The sequence below is a fragment of the Wukongibacter baidiensis genome (assembly GCF_050888315.1).
GTDB classification, from domain to species: domain Bacteria; phylum Bacillota; class Clostridia; order Peptostreptococcales; family Caminicellaceae; genus Wukongibacter; species Wukongibacter baidiensis.
In genome coordinates this window covers 680,028-701,332 of record NZ_CP138202.1, presented here as the reverse complement: position 1 = coordinate 701,332, position 21,305 = coordinate 680,028, and the positions used below count along the sequence as shown (strand labels likewise).

The 21,305-nt window shown below is 33.5% G+C and carries 19 protein-coding genes and 1 other annotated feature; of the genes, 18 read left to right on the top strand and 1 reads right to left on the bottom strand.

Translation table 11 applies throughout. The features are described from left to right. Positions 1-84: 84 nt before the first annotated feature. Entirely contained in the window at positions 85-2,226 is a 2,142-nt protein-coding gene (locus R9X47_RS03480) for an SBBP repeat-containing protein (protein ID WP_432665315.1), read from the bottom strand. Positions 2,227-2,597: 371 nt separating this feature from the next. Here R9X47_RS03480 and R9X47_RS03475 point away from each other — a divergent pair, with 371 nt between their 5' ends. The 18 genes from R9X47_RS03475 to R9X47_RS03390 all read left to right on the top strand — a co-directional run bounded on the left by R9X47_RS03475 (position 2,598) and on the right by R9X47_RS03390 (position 21,207). Then, the gene (locus R9X47_RS03475) at positions 2,598-2,921 is read left to right on the top strand and encodes a hypothetical protein (protein WP_432665314.1); all 324 of its coding nucleotides are present in this window, start codon (positions 2,598-2,600) and stop codon (positions 2,919-2,921) included. Between the two features lie 357 nt (positions 2,922-3,278). Beyond that, entirely contained in the window at positions 3,279-3,728 is a 450-nt protein-coding gene (locus R9X47_RS03470; protein ID WP_432665313.1) for an RrF2 family transcriptional regulator, read from the top strand. A 23-nt stretch (positions 3,729-3,751) separates the two neighbouring features. After that, complete coding sequence (nifS, locus tag R9X47_RS03465) at positions 3,752-4,930, top strand: cysteine desulfurase NifS (protein WP_432665312.1); 1,179 nt, start codon at positions 3,752-3,754, stop codon at positions 4,928-4,930. 2 nt (positions 4,931-4,932) lie between these two features. Next, a complete protein-coding gene (gene nifU / locus R9X47_RS03460; protein WP_432665311.1) occupies positions 4,933-5,385 on the top strand; it encodes a Fe-S cluster assembly scaffold protein NifU in 453 nt (150 codons plus the stop codon). Between the two features lie 298 nt (positions 5,386-5,683). Continuing rightward, on the top strand, positions 5,684-6,781 hold the full coding sequence (mnmA, locus tag R9X47_RS03455) for a tRNA 2-thiouridine(34) synthase MnmA (RefSeq protein WP_432665310.1): 1,098 nt from the start codon (positions 5,684-5,686) through the stop codon (positions 6,779-6,781). Positions 6,782-7,051: 270 nt separating this feature from the next. Further along, complete coding sequence (locus R9X47_RS03450; protein WP_432665309.1) at positions 7,052-7,591, top strand: PRC-barrel domain-containing protein; 540 nt, start codon at positions 7,052-7,054, stop codon at positions 7,589-7,591. 185 nt (positions 7,592-7,776) lie between these two features. Then, positions 7,777-7,953, top strand: coding sequence for a YtxH domain-containing protein (locus R9X47_RS03445; protein ID WP_432665307.1), 177 nt, complete (start codon positions 7,777-7,779; stop codon positions 7,951-7,953). A 139-nt stretch (positions 7,954-8,092) separates the two neighbouring features. Continuing rightward, positions 8,093-9,319 (top strand): AI-2E family transporter, encoded by a 1,227-nt coding sequence (locus R9X47_RS03440; protein WP_432665306.1) that lies wholly within the window; start codon positions 8,093-8,095, stop codon positions 9,317-9,319. Positions 9,320-9,579: 260 nt separating this feature from the next. Continuing rightward, positions 9,580-9,863: a binding site (T-box leader), on the top strand. Positions 9,864-9,947: 84 nt separating this feature from the next. After that, entirely contained in the window at positions 9,948-12,584 is a 2,637-nt protein-coding gene (gene alaS, locus R9X47_RS03435; protein WP_432665305.1) for an alanine--tRNA ligase, read from the top strand. Positions 12,585-12,753: 169 nt separating this feature from the next. Beyond that, on the top strand, positions 12,754-13,026 hold the full coding sequence (locus tag R9X47_RS03430; protein WP_432665304.1) for an IreB family regulatory phosphoprotein: 273 nt from the start codon (positions 12,754-12,756) through the stop codon (positions 13,024-13,026). A gap of 250 nt (positions 13,027-13,276) precedes the next feature. Beyond that, positions 13,277-15,430, top strand: coding sequence for a hypothetical protein (locus R9X47_RS03425; protein ID WP_432665303.1), 2,154 nt, complete (start codon positions 13,277-13,279; stop codon positions 15,428-15,430). A gap of 110 nt (positions 15,431-15,540) precedes the next feature. Next, on the top strand, positions 15,541-16,491 hold the full coding sequence (locus tag R9X47_RS03420) for an aldo/keto reductase (RefSeq protein ID WP_432665302.1): 951 nt from the start codon (positions 15,541-15,543) through the stop codon (positions 16,489-16,491). 21 nt (positions 16,492-16,512) lie between these two features. Then, positions 16,513-16,923 (top strand): Holliday junction resolvase RuvX, encoded by a 411-nt coding sequence (ruvX, locus tag R9X47_RS03415; RefSeq protein WP_432665301.1) that lies wholly within the window; start codon positions 16,513-16,515, stop codon positions 16,921-16,923. 33 nt (positions 16,924-16,956) lie between these two features. Further along, positions 16,957-17,205 carry a DUF1292 domain-containing protein gene (locus R9X47_RS03410; RefSeq protein ID WP_432665300.1) on the top strand — a complete coding sequence of 83 codons (249 nt, stop codon included), beginning with the start codon at positions 16,957-16,959 and terminating at the stop codon, positions 17,203-17,205. Between the two features lie 148 nt (positions 17,206-17,353). Beyond that, the gene (gene sfsA, locus R9X47_RS03405) at positions 17,354-18,055 is read left to right on the top strand and encodes a DNA/RNA nuclease SfsA (RefSeq protein WP_432665299.1); all 702 of its coding nucleotides are present in this window, start codon (positions 17,354-17,356) and stop codon (positions 18,053-18,055) included. Positions 18,056-18,147: 92 nt separating this feature from the next. Continuing rightward, positions 18,148-18,312, top strand: coding sequence for a hypothetical protein (locus R9X47_RS03400; RefSeq protein WP_432665298.1), 165 nt, complete (start codon positions 18,148-18,150; stop codon positions 18,310-18,312). A 108-nt stretch (positions 18,313-18,420) separates the two neighbouring features. Continuing rightward, on the top strand, positions 18,421-18,855 hold the full coding sequence (locus R9X47_RS03395) for a Fur family transcriptional regulator (RefSeq protein ID WP_432665297.1): 435 nt from the start codon (positions 18,421-18,423) through the stop codon (positions 18,853-18,855). Positions 18,856-19,539: 684 nt separating this feature from the next. Continuing rightward, entirely contained in the window at positions 19,540-21,207 is a 1,668-nt protein-coding gene (locus R9X47_RS03390) for a ribonuclease J (RefSeq protein ID WP_432665296.1), read from the top strand. The last annotated feature ends 98 nt before the right edge of the window (positions 21,208-21,305 follow it).

Below are 21,305 nucleotides of genomic sequence, written 5' to 3'. Positions count from 1 at the left end.
CCCTAAAAAGAAATACCCCTTTCCATCTAATTTTAGCCTGGAAGGGGTATTTCTTTAGTACTAATCTAATCCTTTAACATATTTTTATAGTATAGGAGTAGGGGTTATCTTCGCTACAAAAGTGTCGAATAAAATATTATTAGCATTTCCACTAAAGTTCTCTTCAAAAGCTCCAAGAGTAACAGGAAAATTTGATGAAGTAGTAAATCCGATAATATATGCGTTACCTTCTTTATCTACAGCAATGTCCCTACCAAAATCATCCTCACTTCCCCCAAGGAAGGTTGAATATAGGAGACTAGAACCATCAAAGTTTAGCTTTGAAACGAAAGCATCCCCAAAGTTTGAGTTTCCACTTCCTTGAAAATCCTCTTGAAATGCCCCAACAGTCATAGGAAAATCCGGGGAGTTAGTAAACCCTGTAACATAGGCGTTGCCCATGTCATCTATAGCAATACCATGGCCTTCATCAGTGCTACTACCACCTAAAAAAGTAGAGTAGATAAGGGCGGAACCGTCAGGATTTAATTTTGATACAAATACATCGTCATTGCCGTTCCCAAAATCCTGTTGAAAAGCCCCGAATGTAACAGGAAAATCAGGAGATGAAGTTTCTCCAACCACATAAGCATTACCCATGTTATCGACAGCAATGTTATGGACTTCGTCACTTTCAGTACCACCAAGGAATGTAGAGTATACCAGAGCAGAACCATCAAAGCTTAACTTTGTTACAAATGCAGTGTCGCTAGCACCTCGAAAGTCTATTTGAAAAGCTCCTAATGTAATAGGAAAATCATCAGAATTAGTTTCTCCAGTTACATATGCGTTGCCTTTATCGTCTACTGCAATAGAATTACATTCATCATCTCTCAAACCACCGAGGAAAGTGGAGTATACGAGTCCAGAGCCTTCGGGATTTAATTTCGTTACAAAACCCATATCTGAATTCTCAATGAAAGCTTGTTGAAAGGCACCTAGAGTAACAGGGAAATCAGAGGATTGAGTTTCTCCTGTAATGTAGGCATTACCCTCATCATCTATAGCAATATCATTGCCTTCGTCATCTTCACTACCACCTATAAAAGTGGAGTATAGAAGCTTTGAACCATCGGGATTCAACTTTGTTACAAAAGCAGATGATTCAAGATTTGCACTAGGGAAATCCTCTTGAAAAGCTCCTAAAGTAATAGGGAAATCAGGGGAATCAGTCTCTCCTGTTACATAAGCGTTACCCATACAATCAACAGCAATTCCTCTACAGGTGTCATCATTTCCACTGCCACCTAAGAAAGTAGAATAAATAAGACCAGAAGCATCTGAATTCAGTTTTGTTACGTATCCAGTTGAAAAGGTCAATGGGGGACTTTCTTCAAAAGCTCCCAGAGTTACAGGAAAATCTGGAGATATATTTTTGCCTGCTATATAGACGTCCCCGATATTATCAATAGCTATACTAATTTTATCTGTCTCATTAGAAACAACATTGTTTAACAAAGCTCCCAAGAATGTGGAAAAGACAAGTCCAGGGTCGATAACTAGGGAATGCTCAGGACTGTAATTGTTAGAAACTTCAAAACCGTAAAAGACTTCGTCACTTTCTTGGTTCTTTACCTTAAAGCGGCTTTCTACTATTATCCGTTCGCCTTCAATCTCTTGATAGCTTATGGGCCTTTCATCGATCAATACTCCTAGGGTATTATGAATTAGAAGATTACCGTCATGGTCTAGAGATATACCGTCTGAGCCTTTATAGGCTAGTTTAATATTCTCCACTGATGCACCTGGTTTTAGGATGAAGTCATATTTGAGAGTATTATCTTTACTATAGAATACTAGATCTATACCTGACCACAAATCCTTATAGATAATTTTCTCGTAAACAGGAAGGTCAGTAATCCATTTTGATTGATCCTTTCCGTTAAAGTAATTTACCTTTCCAGAAGCTTTACACTCACCTTCAATTTTTACATCTGGATTAGAATCGATAAAATGTAAGGCTAGAGCCACTCCTTTTTTTTCTTCATTATTATCAGTAGAATCATTTGTAAGAAATGTCATTACCACATCTTCTTGAGTAAAATAGAATCCATAACTAGTTCCTCTGAAATAATACTTGGCTTTTGAATCCACTTGACCTTTATTAGGTATAAAGGTTAGGGGGGAATTAATAAAATTTTTATCAATAGTGTCCTTAGAGATTTCTCTCATCATTCTAACCGGCACTATTTATTCACCTCCGTAATTTATTTTTGCATGTACTTCTATAAATATAATATTCAGATATATTTGTTTTGACAGTTAACTATGACTGTTAAACCCGAATTATTTTAGACTATTGACGATGGAAGGACTTATCCAAAGGAGAAATGCAAGAATTTTAAGTTTATTGCACAAGTAACATCACTAATGCATAATCTGTAATGAAGAAGGAATAATTCTTATCTGTGGTAAAAGGTAGGATATAGCTTCGGGACTAGGAGTTTGATAATGCTTAAACCTAAGGAAAAGTTAAAATTAGTTCAATACTATTTCATTAGATCTTAGAATTGACTCCAAATCTAAATTATTAAAGTTTAATGGGAAGGAGAGAGAATATGAGGCATGATTATAAAGAGATGATGAGATACAGAATTGATGAAATGGATAAGAGAAAAGAGCATATGAGCAAAAGGCTAGAAGAGAGAATAAAACATATGGAAGAAATGAACGAGGATATGTTAAAAAGGTTTGAAGACAGATTGAAGTTCAGAGGCCATAGTGAAGAAGAGATTAGAAACATTTTGGATGAGAGAATGAAGGAAAATGATAGAAGAAAAGAAGAAATGATTAGAGTAATGGAAGAAAGAATAAATGATATAGATAGAAGAAGAGAAGAGTTATCTAAGAATATGAATGAATTAGTTGATGATGAGGAATAGAAATAAAATATTGAAATATGAAGACTAGTTTTATTTTTTAGAGTAAAAGTCTATAAATGATGTATAATAATATCTGTGCATATCTTCAATAAGAATATCTTATTGAAGGTTGTACAGGTTATTTTTTTGTAGAATTTATCAATTATTATTACATAGAAGAACTAAAAAGTTGTTAAATTTTAAACGCATGTGAAATCTACAAGGTATTGTCCTTGCTTGTCTTGAAATTTCATAAAATATTTTGAAATTTTTATCAATAAAAATTATTTTAAGTGAATGTTGACAAATTTACTTGGGTATAATATACTTAGAAAGAATTCCAAGTAAAACACTTGGGATTATGGAGGGAGTGAAGTTATGAGACTTTCAACAAAGGGTAGATATGGATTAAAAGCAATGTTTGAGCTAGCATTATCATATGGAGATGGCCCTACCCCTTTAAATACAATAGCTCAAAAAAGGAATATTTCAGTTCATTATTTAGAACAACTTTTTGCAACATTGAGAAAGGCAGGTCTAGTAAAGAGTATACGTGGTGCTCAAGGAGGCTACATTCTTGCCGATAAACCAGAAAACATTACTGTTGGAGATGTTTTAAGGACTTTAGAAGGTCCAATTGCTCCATCTGATTGTGTTATCGAAGATGAAGAAAGTGATTGCTCAAGAGTTGAATATTGCATCACTAGAGGCATTTGGGAAAAGATAAAGGAGAGTATTGATTCGGTTATTGACTCAATATCACTTCAGGACATGGTAGATGATCATAAAAAACTACATAACGACGATTCGATTATGTATTATATATAAATTAATATATGGGTGGTGAAAATATGAAAAAAAATATTTATTTAGATTATTCGGCAACGACACCAGTAAAAAAAGAAGTTTTAGATGAAATGTTACCTTACTTTGGTGAGAAATTTGGGAACCCGTCAAGTGTATATACTATCGGTCGAGAATCAAAGCAAGCTTTGGACCTTGCAAGAGATAGAATTGCTAAGGCTATAGGAGCTACTCCTAGAGAAATATTTTTCACTGGAGGTGGTTCTGAGGCAGATAACTGGGCAATAAAGGGAATAGCCTATGGTAACAAAGATAAAGGGAATCATATTATTACTACAAAAATCGAACACCATGCAGTACTAGATGTCTGTAAGTATCTTGAAAAAGATGGATTTGAAGTAACGTATCTTGATGTTGACGAATACGGAATGATTGATCTTGAAAAGTTAAAGGAAGCTATTACTGATAAGACAATCTTAATTACAATTATGTTTGTAAATAATGAGATTGGAACTATACAACCTGTTAAGGAAATCGCAAAAATCGCTAAAGAAAGAGGAGTATATTTCCATACAGATGCAGTACAGGCCCTTGGAAATTTACCGATTGATGTAAAAGATCTTGGTGCTGATCTTATGAATTTCTCAGCCCACAAGATTTACGGTCCAAAGGGTGTCGGTGCCATCTATATTAGAAAGGGTGTAAAGCTTCATCCGCTAATCCATGGTGGAGGACAAGAGAGAAAGAAAAGAGCTGGAACTGAAAATGTACCTGGTATAGTTGGGTTTGGAAAGGCTGCTGAGCTTGCTGTAGAAAATCTTGAAAAGCATGTTGCTCATACTAAGAACCTTAGGGACAGATTAATTAAGGGGATTGAGGAAAATATTAAGTATGTAAGATTAAATGGTCATCCAACTGAAAGACATCCAGGGAACGTTAACTTCTGCTTTGAATTTATAGAAGGGGAATCTCTACTTCTTAGCTTAGATATGGTAGGGATTGCTGGATCAAGTGGGTCAGCCTGTACATCAGGTTCATTAGATCCTTCCCATGTTCTTATGGCAATAGGTCTTACCCATGAAATAGCGCATGGTTCTTTAAGACTTACAATTGGTGATTTTACTGTTGAAGAAGATATTGAATATGTTATAGAAAACTTAAAAGTAATTGTTGAAAGATTGAGACAGATGTCTCCATTATATGAGAAGGTAAAGGGAGGACAATAATAATGTATTCAGATAAGGTAATGGAACATTTTATGAACCCAAGAAATGTTGGGGAAATTGATAACGCAGATGGCGTTGGACAGGTTGGAAACGCAAAATGCGGAGATATAATGAAAATGTATCTTAAAATTGAAGATGGAGTTATTACTGATTGCAAGTTCAAAACATTTGGATGTGGATCAGCAATAGCTACTTCAAGTATCGCAACTGAAATGATAATCGGAAAAACTGTGGAAGAAGCTGTTAGCCTAACAAATAGAGCAGTAGTTGAAGCCTTAGATGGTCTACCAGCTCAGAAGGTTCACTGTTCTGTACTTGCAGAGCAAGCAGTGAAGGCTGCAATATATGATTATGCTCAGAAGAACGATCTTGTGATTAAAGGTATGGAAAACTACCAACCACCTAGCGAGGATGATGACCATCATCATGACCATGATGACGAAGATGATGAGTAAAATATAGAGGACCCAGGTTTTTAACCTGGGTCTTAGGCTTTGACAAAAGCCCAATTTCTGCGTTACTGCTGAAATTTCCGTTGCTCACTTGCAGATATAGCAAGCTCCGCTACTCGATTTCAGCGTGCCTTGAACTTGAACTTTTGTCAAAGCCTATCATCCTGCAACTTTGTTGACAATCTTACCTAGGTTTTTAGCCTGGGTTATTTTTTTTAAGAGAAGTTGAATTCTCGGTGGTATTACGGTAAAATTATAAAGTCTTGAATATTTTGAAAAAATTTTGATGTAGGTGAAGAATATGACTGTATTAGATAAGAAAAAAGTCGTTGTGGGAATGAGCGGAGGTGTAGATAGCTCGGTTGCCGCATATCTTCTTAAAAAACAGGGTTATGAGGTAATTGGAGTTACCATGAAGGTGTGGCAGGATGACAACGACTATGAAAGAGAAGATGGATGCTGTGGACTATCGGCTGTAGATGATGCAAGAAGAGTTTCTAATAAGTTAGAAATGCCTTTTTATGTGATGAACTTTAAGTCAGTCTTTAAGGAAAAGGTTATTGACTATTTTATTGATGAATATATGATGGGGAGAACACCAAATCCATGTATAGCATGTAATAAGTATATAAAATTTGAAGAGCTAATTAAGAAGGCCCACTCACTTGGAGCATACTATGTAGCTACAGGTCATTATGCTAGAATAGTTAAGGATGAAGAATCTGATAGGTTTATGATTAAGAAATCCTCTGCTGAGGCGAAGGATCAGACCTATGCACTATATAATCTTACTCAGGATCAGCTTAAATATATTTTAATGCCACTTGGAGATTACTCATCGAAGGAAGAGATAAGGGAGATCGCAAAGGAATTAGAGCTTGATGTGGCAAATAAGCCTGACAGTCAGGAAATTTGCTTTGTTCCTGATAATAACTATGGGAACTTTATTGAAGAGAATACTGGGAAAAAAATTAAGCCTGGGGACTTTGTAGATACAGAGGGCAATGTACTTGGGAAGCATAAAGGGATTATTCACTATACTATAGGTCAAAGAAAAGGATTAGGTCTTTCCCTTGGCAAGCCAGGATACGTTGTAGAAATACGTCCTGAAAAAAATCAAGTTGTCATAGGGGAAAATAAGGACGTTTTTAATGATACTTTGATTGCAGATCAGGTGAACTTTTTACCCTTTGAAAAACTCGAAAGCCCTATTAGAATAGCGGCCAAGATAAGATACTCTGCAAAACCAGCTGAGGCAACTATATATCCTTTAGAGGAGAATAGAGTGAAGGTTGTATTTGATAATCATCAAAGAGCCATAACCCCTGGACAAGCTGTAGTTTTTTATATTGATAATGAGATGATCGGTGGAGGAACTATTGTTAAATCTGGCGAGTAATTCGCCAGATTTTGTGCGTAGTGCAAAGCTAAGGTCGTAGCTTTAGGTATGGGAAAAATTTGATAAAATATTGGAAAAAGATTCAAAATTTATTGGCTTTAAAATGCACTTTTTAGTGCATTTTTTTTTGTTTGGTTAGAAAAAATATAATTATCGAATATATAGATAATGAAGTTGATTTTCTGAACGATCTATAAACAACGCACCTGGCACCATGTACTTTGCACCGACTCAAAAGAATCGACTAATAAAACAATGTGTGGTGATACAATGCTAAAAGTAAGCGATATAATAGGATACCAAATCATGTGTGCAGATAATATGAAATTTAAAGGAGAAGTAAAAGATGTTGTTTTAGATTTTAGTGACTGCAAGCTTGCGGGCATTATTATTGATTATGGTAGTATACTTCATCATAGTAGAGTAATCAATTTTAATAGTATTTATGAAATAGACAGAAATAAAGTAGTAGTTAGGTTTAAAAAAAATATTCAACAGATGAAAACTATTGATTTTAATAATAACTATGTAAAAAAGAATGAAAAGATATTGGGAGTAGAAGTAGTTGGAGAAGAGGAAAATTTATTGGGTTTTATTCAAGATGTAATATTTGAAGAAAAAAGTGGCAATATATTAGGACTTATATTAACAAATGGCATATATGATGATGTTTTTAATGGTGTTGAAATCCTACCGATAAACGGACCAGTCAGATTTGATAAAAATAGGATTGCTATTTCAAAAAAAACCAAGAAAAATATTTTAAGAAATGTAGGTGGCTTGAAAAAATTACTTGAATTAGAACATTAATTTTTCCACAAAATAAGTGTATAGAGTTCATATGGAAAAACTTGATTTATACATATGCAAATATTCGATATTTTGAGGAGTTTTGCTTATGTATAAATTACTAGTTTTGTTTGAATATCTATATGAGTAAATTGTTTAAAATTCTATATCAGATAAAATCATAATATTGAAAGGAGTGTAAGAAAGTGAATAACAATAGATTTATGACAGGCGTGATAACAGGAAGCGTTTTAGGTATTACAGCAGGTATGTACGCATTAAATAGGAGTACACCTAGGCAAAGGCGTAGAATGATGAGAAGAGGAGCCAAAATGGCTAGAAATGCTACAAGAGTTATAGATGCTATGGATATGTTTAGATAACAAAGAGTATAAAGCATTTTTGAGCTTGTTCTGGTGTGTTTCAGAATAAATTTCGAAAGTCATAGAGATTTGTCCTTCTGAAACACGCTATTTTTAAATTTTTAATTTTGAAATAACAATTTGTATATGTGGTGATTAAATGAATGAAAATCTATTTCTGCTGACATTATTTGCTGAGGCAAGATCCATAGATTATTTTTATGTAGTTACTAAAATGGCAGTGAATATATTACTGTTTTTTTTATTAATGTTCAGTATATATTACTTAGTTAACATAGGTAACAAATATATTGTACATAAAAAGAAGATTACTCTTAGCAGAAGAAATAATCTAATAATAACCTTGTTTGCCGTAGCAATAGGCTTAATTGCTCTATTAGCAGCTTTTAGAGGTTTACTTATATCTATATTAATACCTATACTTTGGGCAATAGTGATATCATATCTTTTAAATCCAATAGTTAATAAGCTAAATGAGCTTAAACTCTCGAGATTATGGAGTGTAGTAATAATATACATAATGGTTTTCGTAGTGTTACTCTCGCTATCAATCACTGTTATTCCAAGGATAACAAATGAGATAAAGGAATTTGCCGAGACTCTACCAAGTTATACCAATGAAGTTATTGAATTTTCTAATACAATATACATAAAATATTTAAATAGTATGAGTCACCTTCCTAGGGAACTTATAGGAATAGATGTGGCCTTCAGGGAGTATCTAGATGATCTTCAGATACTTATTATAGATTATACTAGAAAAATCACTGAAAAAGGTTTAAACATTTTTTCAAATATAATCGGCATAGTTCTAGTGCCAATTTACACATTTTACTTTCTGAAGGATAAGACTTTTTTCAAAAGAAAAGTATTATTGGCCGTTCCTAAAAAGGTTAGAAGTGAGGTAGTCTGTATCTTTAAGGAGATCAATAAACTTCTGAATAACTTTATTAGAGGACAATTTATAGTTGCTGCATTAGTAGGTATAATCAGTATCATTGCATTGTTTTTTCTAAAGGTAGAGTTTGCTCTTCTTATAGGAGCCATTGCAGGAATAGGTAATATAATACCCTATTTTGGACCGATTATTGGAGCAATACCTGCTGTAGTTATAGCATTTTTGGATAAGCCAATCAAGGCAGTATGGGTAATAATCGCCTTCTTTATAATACAACAAATTGAAAGTGCTGTATTGCAGCCTAAGATAGTTGGAGATAGCGTTGGACTACATCCTGTGTTTGTTATAGTGTCTTTACTAATTGGTGGTGAACTATTTGGGATTGCAGGATTAATATTTGCTGTACCTATTGCCGCAAGTATAAAGATAGTTTTGAAATATTTAGTAAAAATTTTGGTTAAGATATAATCATTATAGAGGTTCAAGTAGAGACTTTAATTTATACCCATCAAAACCTCTTAAAGACACTGAGGATTTTGATATGTATAAATTAAGTTCTACTATATGAACTCTATATAGAGATTCAAGTAGAGCTATTAATTTATACATATCAAAAACTCTTAGAAACATTGAGTATTTTGATATGCATAAATTAAGTTCTACTATATGAGCTCTATATTATTGACAAATTCCAATATATTTTGTATAATCAACTGAAAAAGTTGATAAATTTCGCTATGATGGAGAGTAGTAGGGTATACCTAATCCATAGAGAGAGGGTTCGTAGAGTTGTATATAATAACTCTTAGGCTGTAAGACCCTTGGTCAAGGATATCTGAAGCAGCTCCTGAGCTTTAACTTTGAAAAATATACTGTATCTAGGATATCGGTGTAATTAGAAGTTAACGGTTGGCATACGTTAAAGTGCTTACTAAGTGATTATTTGTACAGGTGTTTTGACACCTACAGATAATAATTAGGGTGGTACCGCGGGTAATCCCTCGTCCCTATATGTATGTTATGTATATATAGAGACGAGGGTTTTTTGTTTGTATATAATTTTTAAATTATAAATAATAAAGCAGGAGGAATTAGTATGGAAAAAATGGGTTTAAACGAAATAAGAAAGAAGTTTCTAGATTTTTTTGAAAGCAAAGACCACTATGTTAGAGCTAGTTATCCTTTAGTACCGCAAAAAGATAAGAGTTTGCTATTAATAAATGCAGGTATGGCTCCACTTAAGCCTTATTTTATGGGAGCAGAGGTTCCGCCAAGCAAAAGAATGGCTACATGCCAGAAGTGTATCCGTACAGGAGATATTGAGAATGTAGGTAAAACAGCAAGACATGCTACCTTCTTCGAAATGCTTGGAAACTTCTCTTTTGGTGACTACTTTAAGAAAGAGTCTATTGCATGGGGATGGGAATTTTGTACTGAGCATTTAAACATGCCTGTTGAAAAGCTTTGGGTATCTATCTATGAAGAAGATGATGAAGCATTTGACATTTGGCACGATGAGATCGGTTTTCCAAAGGAAAGAATAGTGAGACTAGGTAAGGCAGATAACTTCTGGGAAATTGGAACAGGCCCATGTGGACCATGTTCGGAGATATATTTTGATAGAGGCCCAGAGCATGGTTGTGACTCACCTGATTGTAAACCTGGATGTGAGTGTGATAGATATGTAGAATTTTGGAACCATGTATTTACGCAATTTGAGAAGGATGCAGAAGGTGTTTATCACAAACTGCCAAATCCAAACATAGATACTGGTATGGGACTTGAAAGAGTAGCTTGTATAATGCAGGATGTAGACACTATATTTGAAGTAGATACTATAAGACATATATTAAATGGAGTTTTAGATATTTCTAAGAAGGAATATGGTAAGGACGAGAAGGAAGATGTTTCGATTAGAATTGTAACTGACCATATAAAAGCGGTAACTTTTATGGTTAGTGACGGTATACTTCCAAGTAACGAGGGAAGAGGTTATGTACTTAGAAGACTTTTAAGAAGAGCTGCTAGACATGGAAAAATCCTAGGAATTGAAAAGAGCTTTTTAACTGATTTAGTAGATAAGGTTATTGAAGCATACGGTGGCTCATATACAGAGCTTGTAGAAAGAGAAGACTATATCAAGAAAATAATTTCCCTTGAGGAAGAAAAGTTCCAAAAGACAATAGATCAAGGTATAGAGAGATTAAAGGAATATGTTCGCCAATTAGTCTTATCGGATGATAAGGTTTTACTTGGTCAAGAAGCATTTAAGCTCTATGATACTTATGGTTTCCCACTAGATCTAACAATGGAAATCTTAGAAGAAGAAAATCTGAAAGTAGATATAGAAGGCTTCAACATTGAGATGGAGAAGCAGAGGGAAAGAGCTAGGGCTGCTAGAAAGGATATGGAAGAACTAGGATGGGAAAAGGGCCATCAAATTGTGATTGGAGAAGAGGCAAAATCTGATTTCGTTGGATATAATGATTTTAGTATATATACTGAAGTGTTAGCCCTTATAAAGGACGGAGAGTTAGTATCTGAAGTAAATGAAGGAGATAAGGTTAAGATAGTACTTGAGGCAACTCCACTCTACCCAGAGGGCGGTGGTCAAGTAGGTGACGTTGGGGTTATACACAAAGAAAATGCAAAGATTGAAGTATTAGACTCCAATAAGGTTCAGATGGGACCTGATGAGCATATAGTTCATACAGGAAAAGTTGTTGAAGGAAGCTTCAAGAAGGACGAGAATGTAAAAGTTGTAGTAGATATAGAAAGACGTATGAATACTACAAGAAACCATACTGCTACCCATATACTACACAAAGCATTAAAGGAGATAGTAGGTAACCATGTTGAACAGGCAGGTTCCTTAGTAACTCCTGAAAAATTAAGATTTGACTTTACACACTTTGAAGCTATATCTAAGGAAGAACTTTCTAAGATTGAAAAATTAGTAAATGAGCAAATATTTGAAGCTCTAGACGTAGATATTAATAACATGACCATTGATGAAGCAAAAAAAGCTGGTGCAACTGCATTGTTTGGAGAAAAATATGGTGAAACAGTAAGGGTAGTAAAAGTAGGAGAGTATAGTATGGAGCTATGCGGTGGTACTCATGTACTTAACTCAAGTGAAATAGGAATGTTCAAAATACTAAGTGAATCAGGTGTAGCAGCTGGTGTAAGAAGAATAGAAGCTATAACTGGTAAAGAGGTATATAAGTATATTAGTGAAATGGATAATAGATTAAAGGGAATATCTAAGTCTCTAAAGTCAAATATTAATGATATTGAAATAAAGATCGATACAATAAACGACGAAGTGAAAAAACTTCAAAAAGAAAATGAAATGCTTAAGAACAAATTAGCAAGTGGATCAATGGATGAAATATTACAGTCTAGCAAAGAGATTAATGGAATAAACGTAATAGCTCATAAAATATCTAATTTAGATATGGATAGCCTAAGAAACCTTGGTGATAAGCTTAAGGATAAGTTAGAGTCCTGCCTAGTCGTATTAGCTAGTGACAAGGACGGAAAGGTAAACCTAGTTTCAATGGCATCGGAGGATGCTATCAAGAAGGGCGTTCATGCTGGTAAAATAATTAAAGAGGTTGCAAAAATCACCGGTGGCGGTGGCGGTGGAAGGCCAAATATGGCTCAAGCCGGCGGAAAGGACCCATCACAAATTGATAAAGCTCTTTCAAGAGTATATGAGCTTGTTGAATAGAAGGACGTGTCTCAGAATGAGGGAATTTTCATTCTGAAACACCCCGGGGCTGTACTCATAAGATTTCTTTATGAGATAGCCCCTTATTTAACAAAAAAATTGGTAGAAAAATGTAGCTATGAGGTATAATAAAATAATAAAGAGTAAATAAATATTTGGAGGGAGATATATGAGCGATAAGTTTGATAATTTTACCATGAGATACAATGTTGAAACAGATATAGATAGTGAAGTTAAAAATATTTTAACTAGTGTCTATAGTTCACTCAAGGAAAAAGGGTATAACCCAGTTAACCAAATTGTTGGATATCTTTTATCTGGAGATCCTACCTACATTACTAGTCATAATAATGCAAGAAATGTAATTAGAAAGCTTGAAAGAGATGAACTGATTGAAGAGCTTTTAAAGAAGTATCTAGAAGATGAAATTGAGATAGATTAATTATATGGAGTTTATATAGTAAAACTTAATTTATATATGTACAAATACTCTGTGTTTTGGACATCTATAAGTTAAAGTCTTTACTTAGATCTCTATATGCAATAGGTTTTATATACAGTTAAAGGTTTGTTGGATTAACCTCCCGATTATTTAATAGTATTAAATACTAATAATGGTCAACACTTAATATTATGAAGTCAATTATATATATTGAGTTGAATCATAATTTGATAATTAGGAGAGAAATCTAATGAAGAAAGTTCTATACATTTTATTAATAGCAATTATACTGATTTTACTTACTACTTTACGCTCATATTCTGAGCCCTTAGAAAAAAAGGTTGTAGTATTTTTAGTAAATAAAATGGATCTTGAAGACATCGAGAGTATGCCATTTACATATAAACTAGCAGATAATGGTGCTATTGGACTTATGAATACTAGAACCTATGGAACTAGCAATGATTATAGTGCATCTCTTACTATAGGCTGTGGAACAAGGTCGCAGGCTAGTTTCAGCACGTCTAGATCAGAAAAGCTTAATAAGGTAAATTCTTTAATCTATCAAAGAAGAACTGGCTATGCTACAGAATCTCAGGAAATTGCCAACTTGGATATGGCCAGATTAGAGGAAACAAATAGAAAGAATAACTATAATCCTAATACAGGGGCTTTGGGGAATAGCCTAGGTATGAATAATATTAAAGTCTCTGTCATAGGAAATTCAGATATACCTGATAAGCCGACTAGATTAGGTGTATTAATAGGAATGGATGAGAAGGGGTTAGTTGATTATGGATTAGTAGATGAGGGTATTAATATAGAAGATGCTAATTATCCATATGGTATAAAGACTAATTATGATTTAATGATAGAAAGCTATAAAGAATTATCACCAAAATCAGGCGTTATAATCCTTGAACTGGGAGATTTACATAGACTGGAAAGGTACAAATCAAATCTCAGCTCAGAAATGTATATAAAGCTTAAGGAAATGATTATATCGGATATAGACTTGACTATAAAAAATGTGTATAATTTGGTAGATGAAAAAAATACCAGGGTTATAATTCTAAGCCCAACAACATCTTCTTTAGCTGTATCCTCTGGAAAGAAATTAGCACCGGTTATATTAGCTGGAAGAGATATAGATGATGGAGTAATTTCATCGGATACAACAAGAAGAGAAGGGATAATTGCAAATATAGATATTGCACCCTATATAGCCGCATATTTTAACAGTAATATAAATTTTTTTACTGGAAAACCTATGGAGGTATTACATAGGGAAGATAAATTGACATTTATAAATGAAGTATATAATGATACTGCATTTATCTATAAAAATAGACTAGACATTCTAGGTTCATTTGCAATATATGAGATAATAGTATCTCTGTTTACCTTTGTGGTAATTCAAGCTTCTTGGAAATATAAGATGAAATTTCACAGGTGTATAGAGTACTTTTTGCTCTCTAATATGGCAATACCGATAGCGATTCTTGTCTTACCATTATTTAAAGCAATTAGTATTTATGAAGCTATTATAAAGATTGTTGTTCTAACTGCACTTATAACCTTTATTTCTATTTATATAAGAAGGGAAACCCTAGATAGCATTATTTTTCTATCAGGATTAATGTGCATTTTATTAAGTATAGACATTATATTAGGCTTTGGTTTAATTAAAACGTCATTCTTAGGATATGATCCAATTATAGGTGCTAGGTACTATGGAATAGGTAATGAATATATGGGTATGATGGTCGGAACTTCACTAGTTTTTACTACGGCCCTATTAGACAGATATAGAATTCATAAAGTCTTTATATTTCTTATTTTCATGGTGATAACTATAGTAATTGGATTTCCAAAGTTTGGAGCAAATGTTGGTGGTACTATTACGGCAGTCTTTGCCTTTATGTTTGTAACATTAAGACTTTATAATTCCAAGCTTAAATTTAAGCATTATATGTATATGCTTTCATCTGTTTTCTTGTTTGTTCTTTTAGTAGCACTAGTAGATCTCTATCTTATAGAAAGTAGTTCGCACTTAGCTAATGCTATAAGACAAATAAACAATGGTGGCATGGATGTAATATATTCTATTATAAAAAGAAAAGTATCTATGAATCTAAAATTATTTGGCATTACCATATGGAGCAAGGTTTTAGTTACTTCGCTAATACTTTTAAGCATTCTATTTTATAGACCATTTGGTATAGCTAAGAGGATTTTTAATACATATAGTAATCTTTCCGTAGGTCTGCTAGGAATTTTAATTTCATGTATTGTATCATTTGTAGTTAATGATTCTGGAGTAGTTGCATCGGCGACTTCGATTATTTTTCTAGCGATGTCTCTAATGTATTTAGTTTTTAGAGAAATAAATAGTTATAGGTAATCAACTTTAAAGGTTAATAAAATTGAAAGAAAAAATGTAAAAGCGTTCATTATTTTCTTTTAATTCTGTTTCATTCTAATGTTGGTGACCTTTATAGAAAGGTATAGGCAATGGAGTACAATATATTAGGAAAATCTGATATAAGAGTCTCAAAGCTTTGCTTTGGGGCTTTGACAATTGGCCCGTTACAAGCAAATCTATCTGTAGATGAAGGGTCAAGGGTGATAAATGAAGCTATAGATAGAGGTGTTAACTTTATAGATACTGCCCAGTTGTATAAAACCTATCCATACATAAAAAGGGCACTGCGCTCGGATAATGCAAAGGATATAGTGGTTGCTACAAAATCCTATGCCTATTCAAGTGATACGGCTGAAGAAAGCCTTAAGGAGGCTATGGATGAACTAAATAGAGATTATATTGATATTTTTCTATTGCATGAACAGGAAAATGAATATACACTTAAGGGGCACTATGAAGCACTAAAGTACTTTATAAAAATGAAGGAAAAAGGCTTTATTAGAGCAGTAGGGATCTCTACTCATACAGTGGCAGCGGTTAAAGCGGCATTAAAGTTTGATGAAATAGATGTTATCCATCCCCTTATAAATAAAAATGGTCTAGGTATAATGGATGGAACTGCTGAGGATATGATAGAAGCATTAAAGGAAGCCAAGGCAATAAACAAAGGAATATATGGTATGAAACCACTTGGAGGAGGTAATCTTCTTAGCTCTATAGATGAGTGCTTTGACTTTGTATTGAATTTACCATTTCTCGATTCCATTGCTGTTGGTATGCAAAGGACAGAAGAGGTTGTTGCAAATGTTTTAAGATTTAATGGAGAAAAAATCCCAGAAGAAATCTTAAATCAGTTATCCAGAGAAAATAGAAAGCTACATATTGATTTTTGGTGCAAGAAATGTGGAAACTGTGTTGAGGCATGTGGGTCAAAGGCTCTTAAGATAAAAGATGATAAATTAGTAGTTGATAGAGAGAAATGCGTGCTTTGTGGATACTGCAGTAGCTATTGCCCTGAATTTTGTATAAAAGTAGTATAGAAGAAAAGGAAGAGGTCAAATATGAGAATAATGGGTCTAGATGTAGGAGATAAAACTGTAGGAGTTGCAGTTAGCGATCTATTAGGATTAACTGCGCAGGGAGTCGAAACAATTATTAGAACCAGTAATAAAGTTGCAATTAACAGAATAAGAGAACTTGTATCTGAGAAGGATATAAAAAAGATCGTTGTTGGTCTTCCTAAAAATATGAATGGAAGCTTAGGCCCTCAAGGAGAGAAGGTACTTAGCTTTGTAAAAAAGCTTGAAGCAAAAATAGATGTTGAGATTGTATTTCAAGATGAAAGATTAACAACTGTTGCTGCTGAAAAAATGCTTATTTCAGCAGATGTTAGCAGAAAGAAAAGAAAAAAGGTAATTGATAAAGTTGCGGCAGTTTATATCCTTCAAGGATATTTAGATAGTAATAGATAACTATAAAAATAAAATTTATGAGGTGATTTAGTTATGGAAAACAATAATATTATAACTTTGATGGACGAGAATAACAAGGAAACAGAATTCGAAGTAGTGGTTACTTTGAAGATAAACGATACGGAGTATGCGATACTTCTTCCACTTGATGAAGAAACTGATCAGGGCCTAGTTTTCAAAGTAGTTACGGAAAATGGAGCAGAAATACTTCAATATGTTGAAAGTGATGAAGAGATTGATAGAGTTGCACAGGCATATGAGGAATTATTAGAGAACGAATAGAGAAGTCCTAAGTGATAAGTTCTAAGGTTAGGATCATGTTTCTGAGGTGTAAGGACAGCAGAAGATTAGCCTAAATACTTAGAACTTTGAACTTGCAACTTTGAACTAACAAAGCCACTTCTGGCGCTTTGTTATAGGAGGCATTGTCTTGAACATTGAAATAAAAGGGAATTTACTAGAAGGAATTTTTGTTAAGAGGGTAAACAGATTTATAGCACATATTTTGATAGAAGATCAAATAGAGGTAGTGCACGTTGCCAATACTGGTAGGATGAGAGAGTTGTTATTTGAAGGAGCAAAGGTAATTGTAAGAAAGGTTGATAATCCGAATAGAAAAACAAATTATGATCTGGTTATGGTTTACAAAAATGGAACTTTAGTTCTAATAGATTCCAAAATGCCTAATGTGATTCTTGAAAAGGCCCTTAGGGAGGGACATCTAGAAGATTTCGGTGATTATGACCACATAAAAAGGGAAGTTAATTATGGCAAGAGTAGGTTTGATATAGCTCTTAGTAATAAAAGTGAGAATGTTTTGATTGAATGTAAATGTGTAACCCTTGTAAAAGAAAATAATCTGGCATCATTCCCTGACGCTCCTACGGAAAGAGGACGTAAGCATGTTCATGAACTGATTGAAGCTAAGAGTCAGGGGTATAGATCTGCAGTGTTTTTTATTATACAGAGAGATGATGCAAAGGCCTTTACTCCAAACAGAGATATGGACCCCGAGTTTGCAGATGCAATAAAACTAGCCCATGAAGCCGGGGTAGAAATTTATGCATATATATGTAGCGTTTCACTAAAAGAAATAAGAATAAAGGATAAAATACCTGTGATTATCAATTGATTTTCAATTATACATTGTCTTTGAAAAGAAAAAATGTTATAATACAATTAGCACCAATAATCATTATCAAATGATAAAAGGGGATGTTAGTTGTGAAATGTAAAAGTTGTGGTATGGAAATCAAAGACGATTCTTTTTTAAGATGTCCAAGATGTAATACGATAATTAACTTACCCCAGAAATGCTCTGAATGTAATGGGTGTAGCCTGTTTAATGATAGTAAAAAGGATGCTACCACTTGCACAAATAAGGTGTAGAATATTATTGCTAAATTAGCTAAAATTAACAATGATATTGACAATCAAGATCAAAATAAGTACACTTATATTTACAGGAGATTATTAATTGATAAGTGAGGTTTTAAGATGATAGATTCAGTTGATAAGTTAAGAGATGTTTTAAAAGAAAAGGGATATAAGCTTACACCTCAAAGAAGGGCGATCTTAAACACTATAATAAATTATCAAGGGCATCATTTATCAAGTGAAGAGGTTTATGATTTTGTTAAAAAGGATTGTCCGGAGATTGGGCTAGCTACAGTATACAGGACTTTGCAGTTATTGGATGACTTAGAAATTATTTCGAAAATAAGCTTTGATGATGGATGTGCAAGATACGAACTTAATGTTCATGGAGATGATCATCAACACCATCATGTAATATGTACAAAATGTGGTGAAGTTTTAGAAGTTGAGGTAGACTTATTAGAACACTTAGAAGACGAAATAGAAAAAAATTATGGTTTTGAAATAAGGGACCATAAAGTAAAGTTCTTTGGTTTATGTTCCAAGTGTAGATAAATCCTGTAGCTTTGGTTACAGGATTTTATTTTAGCATTAGGAAAATAAATAAAAAAGTCTTTGATAAAGATCTTCAAAGTTGACTTTTTTGAAATACATAACGGAAATTATATTTATCTATAATTTAAAAAGTTTATAATTTCCTATTGTATTATAAAAAATAAAAGAATAATGTCATTTTCAAAAACGAATCATATATATATAGTATATTGTAATTTGAAAAGTGAATATATAATAATAAAATCATTTAATCTTCCTTTTCTGTGGATACATAACTAAAATGTTGCAAATATAACTAAATTTAAATTTTAAATCCAAAAAACTGGTTATACTTATATATAGGGATTCAAGTAAAGACTTTAATTTATGCATGTACAAATTTAAGTTTTACTATGTAAACCCTATACATGTGGTTATAAACTATTTTCTAATACATAGGAAATCATAAATATATTAATATGACGATAAGCAAATTTCCGCTATGGGTATAAGTAAAATCTTTCATTTTGATTTCAAATAAGATTTTGCTCATTGACAGTCTTTATAAAGGACTTTTTAATCGGTACGGGATTTTATAATTATGATTTCTTGCTAAATAATACCACTTAAAGTATAATTAAGTTTGATTATTTTACTAAATACAGTAATTAAGTTTCAATTCAGATAGATCAGGAGAGTGATATTGTGTCAAAAAAAGGTTCCAAACTTAAGATAATTCCTTTAGGGGGATTAAATGAAATCGGGAAAAATATGACCGCATTTGAGTATAAAGATGAGATCATTGTGGTTGATTGTGGCCTAAGCTTCCCGGAAGATGAAATGCTTGGTATAGACGTTGTAATACCAGACATAACCTATTTACTAAAGAATAGGGAAAAGGTTAGAGCTATTGTCCTAACCCATGGGCATGAGGATCATATAGGTGCGCTACCATATGTTCTAAAGAAAATTAATGTTCCTCTATACGGAACTAAGTTAACCTTGGGGTTGGTTGAAAACAAGCTGAAGGAACACAGAATACTGGGTGATGTCAGTTTGAATATAGTGAAGCCAAAGGACAAGATAGATCTCGGTAAATTTGGTGTTGAATTTATTAAAACAAGTCATAGTATTCCCGATGCGGTGAGTTTAGCTATTAAAACACCACTTGGAACAGTAATTCATACTGGAGATTTTAAAATAGATTATACGCCTATTGATGGCGATATAATGGATCTTCATAGATTTGCTGAGCTTGGCAATGAAGGGGTTTTAGCCCTGTTAGCTGATAGTACAAATGTTGAAAGAGCTGGCTATACTATGTCAGAAAGAACCGTTGGGGAAACCTTTGAAAACATTTTTAGAAATGTTGATAGGAGGATCATTGTGGCGACTTTCGCTTCAAATGTTCACAGAGTTCAGCAAATAATAAATGCTGCCTATAGTTTTGGTAGAAAGGTTGCTTTCTCTGGTAGAAGTATGGTTAATGTAGCTAATGCAGCAATGGATTTAGGATATTTGAATGTTCCAGAAGGTATGGTAATTGATATAAACGATTTAAACAAGTATCCCGACAATGAAATAACTGTAATAACAACTGGAAGTCAAGGTGAGCCTATGGCAGCCTTATCTAGAATGGCTGCTTCTGAACATAGAAAAATGGATATACGCCCTGGTGACATAGTTATATTATCGGCTACACCTATACCAGGAAATGAAATAAAGGTATCAAATGTAATTAACCTGTTATTTGAAAAGGGTGCAGAGGTTATTTATGAATCACTAGCCGATGTACATGTATCAGGTCATGCATGTCAAGAAGAGTTAAAATTAATACACACTTTAGTTAAACCAAAATACTTTATTCCTGTTCATGGGGAGTTTAGACACCTTAGACATCATGCTGCACTTGCTGAGTCTCTTGGGATGTCTAGAGAAAATATTTTTGTTACGAATACTGGAAAGATCATTGAGATATCTGAGGACTCTGCAAAGATTGCAGGTTCAGTTGACTCAGGAAACATTCTAGTTGATGGACTTGGTGTAGGAGATGTAGGGAACATAGTTCTTAGGGATAGAAAACATCTTTCAGAAGATGGTCTGATGGTTGTTGTAGTTACAATTTCTAAGGAAGACGGAAAGGTTATGTCAGGCCCAGATATTGTTTCACGTGGCTTTGTATATGTTAGAGAGTCTGAAGACTTAATAGATGGTGCAAGAGTAGTAGTAAGAGAAGGTCTAAAGAAATGTGAAGAAAATAATGTAAGAGAATGGGCCGTATTAAAGGCCACTATAAAGGATGCTTTAAGAGGTTACTTATACGAAAAGACAAAGAGACGTCCAATGATACTGCCAATAATCATGGAAGTTTAGAGTGTGATGTCCCGGAATGACGAATTTCTGCGTTATTTGAAATTTCAGCGATTTGGCACGTACGCTAGTACTAGCCAATCCGCTGAAATTTCAAAACC